This is a genomic window from Microbacterium sp. Bi128 (assembly GCF_918698205.1).
The window spans coordinates 1-7749 of record NZ_CAKKMM010000186.1; the positions used below are offsets into that span (position 1 = coordinate 1).

Below are 7749 nucleotides of genomic sequence, written 5' to 3' on the forward strand. Positions count from 1 at the left end.
CCACCCCCGCCGGCCCCGACGGTCGCGCGGCACTGTCCTTCCAGGTCTCCGCGGGCACCGTCATCACCGACTGGGTGGCCGTGACCAACTACTCCGCGGCTCCCGCCACCTTCCGCGTCTACGCGGCGGATGCCAGAACCGACTACGACACGGCCGCGTTCACGCTCATCAACGCCGACGCCGCCTCCACCGACCTCGGCGCCTGGACCGCGGTAGCCGGGTCCAACGCCGTCTGCACCCCCGAGGACGTCGCCTGCATCGCCGCGATCGGCACCACCGTGACCCTCGACCCCGGCGCCCGCGCCGACGTGCCGGTGACGATCACGGTCCCCGCCGACGCGACCCCCGGAGACCACTCCGCCGGCATCGTCGCCTCTCTCGTCAGCACCGCATCGGCCCCCGGCGGAGCGGGCGTGTCCCTCGAACAGCGCGTCGGCACGCGCGTCTACGTGCGGGTCGGCGGTGCCCTCGCTCCCGCCCTGTCGATGCGCGGGCTCGTCGCCGGCTACACCGCGGCGAACCCGTTCTCGGGGACGGCGTCCCTCGACGTCGATCTGGCCAACACCGGCAACACGCGCGTCTCGGCGGCGCCGACCGCGACGCTCACCGGGCCGTTCGGCATTCCGCTGGCCACTGTCCCACTGTCCGGGGTCGACGACATCGTGCCCGGTGGCGTGGCGCACGTGTCCGCCGAGCTTCCCGACGTTCCCCCGCTCGTGCTGCTCTTCGCCGATGTGCGGATCTCCCCCACCGCGGCCACCGGCGCCCTCCCGGGTGACCCGCTGCCGGCGGTCGTCACCGGATCCGTCATCGCGTGGGCCGTGCCGTGGCTGGTGCTCCTCGCCCTCCTCGTGCTCGCCGCCCTGGTCGCCCTCGCCATCTGGTGGCGCCGGCGCGCACGCGCCCGCCTGGCCGACGACATCGCCGCCTACGCCGACATCGTGCGGGCCGAGGAGCGCGACGCGGCCGCGCGGGCCTCCACCGACGCCTTCGAGGGCACGAAATGACGACCTCCCTCCGGCCCGAACGAAAGCGACCCCGCCACATGCGTGCACCGCACCCCGCCCCGCGATTCTGGGCGGCCACCGCCCTGGCGGTCGGGCTCACCACCTCCGCCATCGCGGGAAGCGCCGTCGCGTGGGCCGCCGACTCGGACTCGAGCGACATCGTCGTCTCGGTGCCCTCGCCGACCCCCACCACCGTGCGGCCGTGGTCGCCGTCGCCGGCGCCGAGCGTGCCGGTCGCCGCGCCACCCGCGTCGGCACCGGGGAACGTGCCGCCCGCCGCGGTTCCGCCCACGAAGGCCTCGACCTCGACGGTCACCACGCCCGGCACGGGGGCGGCATCGGGCGCGGGTCAGCCCGCCGGACCGGCGACCGAACCCGCGATCTCGGCGACGCCCGCGACGACGGGCGAGAAGGCGGCGACCGATCGCGAGAACTACACCCTCGGCGACCAGGTGACGGTGAGCCTCGACGGCTTCCGCCCGGGTGAGAAGGTGCAGATCTTGCTCTACTCGCAGTCGCGGACGATCGGCAACGTCCCCGCCGATGAGGCGGGGCGCCTCTCCCACACCTTCACACTGCCCGACGACCTGCCCGTCGGGGCCCACACGCTGCAGCTCACCGGCTGGGAGTCCCAGCGCATCGGTCTCGCCCCGATCTTCGTGACGGCCGCCCCCTCCTCCGACCTCGCGGCCCAGGGCGTTCCGGTGTGGATGTGGTGGGTCGGCGGCGGGCTCGGCGCGCTGCTCCTCGTCGCGGGAGCCTGGTGGGCATTGCGTGCTCTGCGCGCTCCCGCGCCGGTCGAGGGAGCCGTCGCGTGACCGACACGACGGAGGCGTCGACGGATGCCGCGACGACCGAGGTCATCGCGCCCGCGCGTCCCGCGACCCGTCACGACGCCGAGGCTCCGTCGCGCGCATCACGCCGCCCCCTCCCGTCGCTGACGTCGCTGCGCCCGTCGCGCGCGGGACGGCCGCGTCCGCCCGGGCCCCGACGGCCCCGCCGACCGAAACTGCCGCTCCCGAACCCGCCGCAGCGCGCCCCGCGCGACGAGCGGTGGTGGATCGGTGTCGTCGTGCTCACGGCATCCCTCATCTTGCTCTCCTTCGTCGCGCACGCCGCCGTCTTCTCGGCGCTGCAGCACCACCGCGCCCAGACGATCGCCTACGACGGGCTTCGTACCGCGATGGCGAAGGGAACCGCACCAGTGAACCAGATCCAGGTCGCCCCCGGGCAGACCATCGAGACCGGGTCGATGAACCCCGTGGGGACGCCGGTCGGTCTGCTCGAGGCGCCCGCGATCGGATTGAGCGAGGTGATCCTCGAGGGCACGTCCGGAGACACCCTGCGCTCGGGCATCGGACACCGCCGTGACAGCGTCATGCCGGGACAGCCGGGGACGAGCGTCGTGCTCGGCCGCCAGACGACGTACGGAGGTCCGTTCTCGCAGCTGTACCGGCTGCAACCGGGCGACGACGTGCGCGTGACCACCGGCCAGGGACTCCACACCTACCGGGTGCTCGGTCTGCGTCGCGACGGCGAGGCCCCGCCGCCCGTCGAGGGCGCCACCGCCCGCCTCGAGCTGCAGACCGCGGACGGCTTGGCGCTCTTCCCCTCGGGCGTCCTGACCGTGGATGCCGAACTCGTGTCCGCCCCCGCGGAGCCCGGGGTGCGGGCGATGCTCTATCCCGCACTCCCCGACGACGAGAGGGCCATGGCCAGCGACAGCTCGGCGTGGTTCTCGACGTTCTTCCTGGCGACGCTGCTCGCCGCGGCCGCGGCCGGTTCCGTCTGGCTCTGGCACACCTGGGGCCGGCGCCCGGCCTGGGTCATCGCGGTCCCGCTCATCATCGCCCTCGGTGTCGCCACCGCCGACCTCGCCATGGGCGCCCTGCCCAATCTCCTATGACCGACCCGAACGAGGACCTTTCATGACCCCGCCTGACGATCAGCCGACCGCCGACGACATCACCGAGGTGCACGCGTCCCTCGCGGCGGCATCCCCCCGGGAGCGCCGCCCGCGCCGGTTCTTCGCCGCGTCCCCCTCGCACGCTCCGGCGGAGCTCGCCGAAGCGGATTCTGCGCAGCTCACCGCCGCGCGCGTTCCCCTGGCCGACGACACCGTCACCGAGGTCGTCACGGCCTCGGCGCGTGCGGCATCCGCTGCGCCCCTGCGCGTTCCCGCCGAGGAGACGGTGCGCGACGCCGCGGACGAGATCGCCGCCGCCCACGCCGAATCGCACCCGCCGCGGGAGCTGTCGACCCTCGACGCGCAGCGCGTCAGCGCCTGGTTCGGCACCCACAAGGTGCTCGAGCGCGTGTCACTGACCATGCCCGCCGGGCAAGTGACCGCCCTCATCGGCCCGTCCGGATGCGGCAAGTCCACGTTCCTGCGCATCCTCAACCGCATGCACGAACTCGTCCCCTCGGCCTCTCTCGCAGGGGAGGTGCTCCTCGACGGCGACGACATCTACGAACGCCAGAAGAAGCTGCAGGACGCCCGCAAAGACATCGGGATGGTGTTCCAGAAACCGAACCCGTTCCCGGCGATGTCGATCTACGACAACGTCGTCGCGGGACTCAAGCTCACCGGGCGACGCGCCTCGCGCGACGAGAAGGACGCGATCGTGGAGCGCTCGCTCACCTCGGCCGGCCTGTGGAAAGAGGTCAAGGATCGGCTGCGGGCCCCCGGCGGCGGGCTCTCGGGCGGTCAGCAGCAGCGTCTGTGCATCGCGCGGTCGCTCGCCGTCACCCCCAAGGTGCTGCTGATGGACGAGCCGTGTTCGGCGCTCGACCCCACCTCCACGCGCGTCATCGAAGAGACGATGAGCGAACTGCAGAAGGAAGTGACGATCGTCATCGTCACGCACAACATGCAGCAGGCGCAGCGTGTGTCCCAGCAGTGCGCCTTCTTCCTGGCATCCCAGGGTCAGCCGGGCCACATCGTCGAGCACGGCGACACCGAGGCGATGTTCAGCGAACCGCAGGATCCGCGCACGTACGACTACGTCAACGGGCGGTTCGGCTGAGCATGTCCGAGACGTCCGAGGGGCTCGTCGGCGGGCGGTACGCGCTCGGCGACCTCCTCGGCGTGGGCGGAACAGGCTCGGTGTTCGCCGCGGTCGATCGCGAGGCCGCGGACGCCCGCGTCGCGGTGAAGCTGCTGCACCCGCACCTGTGCGCCGACGAAGCGGCGCGCGCGGCCTTCCTGCGCGAAGCAGCGCGCGCGGCCGACCTCACCCACCCGAACATCGTGCGGATCCACGGCGCCGGGCTCCACGATGCCGCCGGCGTCACGATGCCGTGGATCGCACTCGACCTGCTCGACGGCCCCACGCTGCGGGAGCGGGTCGCCGCGGCGGGTCCGCTCCCTCCGGCCGAGGCGGCCGCCGTCGTCGACGGGGTCCTCGCCGGGCTGGCCGTCGCGCACGCCGCGGGCATCGTGCACCGGGATGTGACGCCGCAGAACGTCGTGCTACCGGCGGGCGATGCCGCGTCGCCCGCCGCCGCGCGGCTCATCGACTTCGGACTCTCGGATGCCACGGGTCGATCGACCCTCGGCGGCGACGTGCTGCTGGCCGGGCCCGTCGCCGACGGTGCCGGGGTGGTCGGCAACGCGGCGTTCATGTCGCCGGAGCAGGCCCGCGGGCTGCCGGTCCGCACCGTGAGCGACCTGTACCAGGCCGGCGCGGTGCTCTTCTTCGCTCTGACGGGTCACGCCCCGTTCCCCCGCGCGACGACCGAGCAGGTGCTGCGCGCGCATCTCGACGCCCCTCCCCCGGTGCCCTCCGCCCTGGTCGCGGCCGCGCGCCCGTTCGACCGCGTCGTGACGCGCGCCATGGCGAAAACGCCCGCGCACCGCTTCCGCGACGCCGAGGAGTTCCGCGCGGCGCTGCGGACGGCCGCCGCGTCGGTGCCGTCGGCGGCGAACGCCCCTGTGCACGACACGGCCGCTACCGAGGCCCCGGGCTTCACGAAGCTGCTCGAGGTCCCGGGCGACGACGAACCGCTGGCGTACCTCCGACCGAGCACCGCAGACACCGACCGGCGACCGTCGGCGAGCGCGGCCCCGCGCACGACCGGAGCCGTCGCGGCGATCGTGATCCTGGGGATCCTCGGATTCGGCGCGTGGGCCGCGATCGTGTCCACCGCCGAGCCCGGAGCGGCGGCCGCACCGGGGACGCCGTCGGCGACCGCGCCGACCGCGTCGGCGGCCGCTCCCTCAAGCGAGCCGGCACTCTCGCCGTCGCCGCTCCCCTCCCCCCAGCCGGCAACGACCGTGGAGCCGACGGTCGTCGTGCCCCCGCTCTCGGGCAGCCTGACCGTCGCCGACGCCGCCCTGCGCGCGGCGGGTCTGGTCTTGGGCGACGTGTCGCGCGTGGAGTCGGCCGACGAGGCCGACCGGGTGCTCGGCCAGCATCCTCCCGTCGGGGAGTCCGTGCCCCGCGGGTCTCGCGTGGATGTGACCGTGGCATCCGGGGCCAACGTCGTGCCCCAGGTGAGCGGGATGAGTGTCGCCGCCGCGTCGGCGGCCCTGCAGTCCGCCGGTTTCGCCGCGACCGCCGACGGGGCGCCTGCCACGGCGATCGTCGATCGGGTGCACCCGGCGGCGGGAACCGTGCTGCGGCGGGGCGTCACCGTGACGCTCACCGCCGCGCCGGAGTCCCCCTCGACGCCGACGCCCGGGCCCCCCACTCCGTCGCCGACCGAGAGTGGGCGACCATGACGCCCCGGCGTATTCCGCCGGAGTCGCGCGCGCCCCGGCAGCCGTCGAGCGACCCCGTCGAGGCCTCCGATCGGCGGGACGCGATCGAGGTCTTCTCCGTCGAGATCGACGCGGATCGCCACCGCGGCCGCTCGCTGGTGCGCGCGCGCACGCTCACCATGACTCCGATCGACGGCACGGCCCTCCCCGGGGTGCTGTACCGCCCCGACGGGTCGTTCTGGGGGGTGAACGGTGTCGATGGGAGGACCCTCGCGATTCGCACCGAGACCTTCATCAGCCCGGCCGTGGCCCGGGCGGATGCCGAGGAGCTCCTCGTGTGCGCGCGCGAGTTCCGGTACGTGCCGGTGCGCGACGCGACCGGCCGGTCATCGATATGGATCGTGCACGACGAACGCGTCGTCCTGGTGTCCGGGGGTGTGCAGCGCGACGGTCTACGCCCCCAGGAAGGCACGCTGCGCCGGGCGATCACGCGCGTCGCTCCCCGCATCGTTCCTCCCCGGTCGGTCCGTGCCGGCACCTCGGAGGATGTGACGACGACCGCGGCGAGCGAAACCTCGGGATGATGCGTCCGAGAACGGCTCTCGCGGTGGACCCCGGTGTTCACCGAAACCCTCTAGCGTGACGCTCATGACTTCCGCGGCATCCGCCCCTTCCACCGACGCCCGACGGCCCGTCCTCGCCTGGGCGCTGTGGGACTGGGGCTCGGCGGCGTTCAACGCCGTCGTCACGACGTTCGTGTTCAGCACGTACCTCTCGAGCACGCTGTTCGTCGACCCGGCCATCGTGGCTGCGGCCGGCGACAACGCGAACGACCCCGCGCTGGTGAGGGCTCTCGCCTCGAACGCCAGCCTCATCGGCACCGCGCTGATGATCGCCGGAATCCTCGTGGCGCTGCTGGCCCCGGTGATCGGCCAGCGCAGCGACGGCACGGGGCGCCGCAAGCTGTGGTTGGGCGTGAACACCGGCGTGATCGTGCTCGCGATGGCCGCGATGGTGTTCGTCGAGGGCACGCCGGCCTACCTGATACTCGGGGCGACGCTCCTGGCGGTCGGCAACGTCTTCTTCGAGTTCGCGAGCGTCAACTACTACGCGATGCTGTCGCAGGTCTCCACGCGCGAGAACATCGGCCGCGTCTCGGGCTTCGGCTGGGGCATGGGATACGTCGGCGGCATCGTGCTCCTGCTCCTGCTGCTCGTGCTGTTCATCCAGGGGTTCGGGAATCCGGATGCCGCGGGCCTTCTCGCCGTGTCGAAGGACGGCGGTCTGAACGTGCGGCTGGCCGTCCTGGCATCCGCTGTCTGGTTCGCGGTGTTCGCGATCCCCGTGCTCGTGCGGGTGCCCGAGATCCCGGCGCAGCGCCGCCAGGTGCGGGTCGGGTTCTTCCAGTCGTACGTCGTGCTGTGGGGCACGCTGCGCTCGCTCTGGCGCGACAGCCGCCCGGTGCTGATGTTCCTCATTGCCAGCGCGGTGTTCCGCGACGGGCTCACCGGCGTGTTCACGTTCGGGGCGATCATCGCCGCGCAGGTGTTCGGATTCTCCTCGACCGAGGTGCTGTACTTCGCCGTCGCCGCCAACGTCGTCGCCGGCATCAGCACGATGTTCGCCGGACGCCTCGACGACCGCTTCGGCCCGAAACGCGTGATCGTGGTGTCGCTGATCGGACTGATCGTGCTCGGCTCCGCGGTGCTGTTCATCGGCACGTCGCAGCCCGCGTTCTGGGTCGCGGGGCTCGGCCTCGGGCTGTTCGTCGGCCCCGTGCAGTCGGCGAGCCGCACCTATCTCTCCCGCGCGACGCCCGAGGGCCGCGAGGGCGAGATCTTCGGCCTCTACGCCACGACCGGCCGCGCGGTGTCGTTCCTCGCGCCGGGCTCGTTCGCGCTGTTCGTCGGGGTCACGGGCGACACGCGCCTCGGCATCCTGGGGATCGTGCTGATCCTCGCCGTGGGCCTGGCGCTGATGATCCGCGTGCCCAACCGCGGGGCCGTGATTCGCTGAGGCGGGGGCGGCGGGGCGCGAGGC

Annotated in this window: 7 protein-coding genes; all 7 read left to right on the forward strand. The window is 73.2% G+C overall.

Going from position 1 to position 7749, the window contains the following annotated elements; translation table 11 throughout:
- Positions 1-1007, forward strand: a 1007-nt coding sequence (locus LQV45_RS13850; protein ID WP_230007531.1) for a hypothetical protein, incomplete at its 5' end; no start/stop codon positions are given.
- Positions 1004-1825, forward strand: a complete 822-nt coding sequence (locus LQV45_RS13855; RefSeq protein ID WP_230007532.1) for a hypothetical protein — start codon at positions 1004-1006, stop codon at positions 1823-1825. The genes LQV45_RS13850 and LQV45_RS13855, both read left to right, overlap by 4 nt.
- Positions 1822-2913: a sortase gene (locus tag LQV45_RS13860; RefSeq protein ID WP_230007533.1), complete on the forward strand. Its 1092-nt coding sequence runs from the start codon at positions 1822-1824 to the stop codon at positions 2911-2913. Before LQV45_RS13855 ends, LQV45_RS13860 begins: the two co-directional genes overlap by 4 nt.
- 346 nt (positions 2914-3259) lie before the next feature.
- On the forward strand, positions 3260-4033 hold the full coding sequence (locus LQV45_RS13865; protein ID WP_230007536.1) for a phosphate ABC transporter ATP-binding protein: 774 nt from the start codon (positions 3260-3262) through the stop codon (positions 4031-4033).
- 2 nt (positions 4034-4035) lie between these two features.
- Positions 4036-5730 carry a PASTA domain-containing protein gene (locus tag LQV45_RS13870; protein ID WP_230007534.1) on the forward strand — a complete coding sequence of 565 codons (1695 nt, stop codon included), beginning with the start codon at positions 4036-4038 and terminating at the stop codon, positions 5728-5730.
- Complete coding sequence (locus LQV45_RS13875) at positions 5727-6293, forward strand: hypothetical protein (protein WP_230007535.1); 567 nt, start codon at positions 5727-5729, stop codon at positions 6291-6293. The genes LQV45_RS13870 and LQV45_RS13875 overlap by 4 nt, the downstream gene beginning before the upstream one ends.
- 64 nt (positions 6294-6357) lie before the next feature.
- Complete coding sequence (locus LQV45_RS13880) at positions 6358-7725, forward strand: MFS transporter (protein ID WP_230007537.1); 1368 nt, start codon at positions 6358-6360, stop codon at positions 7723-7725.
- Positions 7726-7749: the final 24 nt, after the last annotated feature.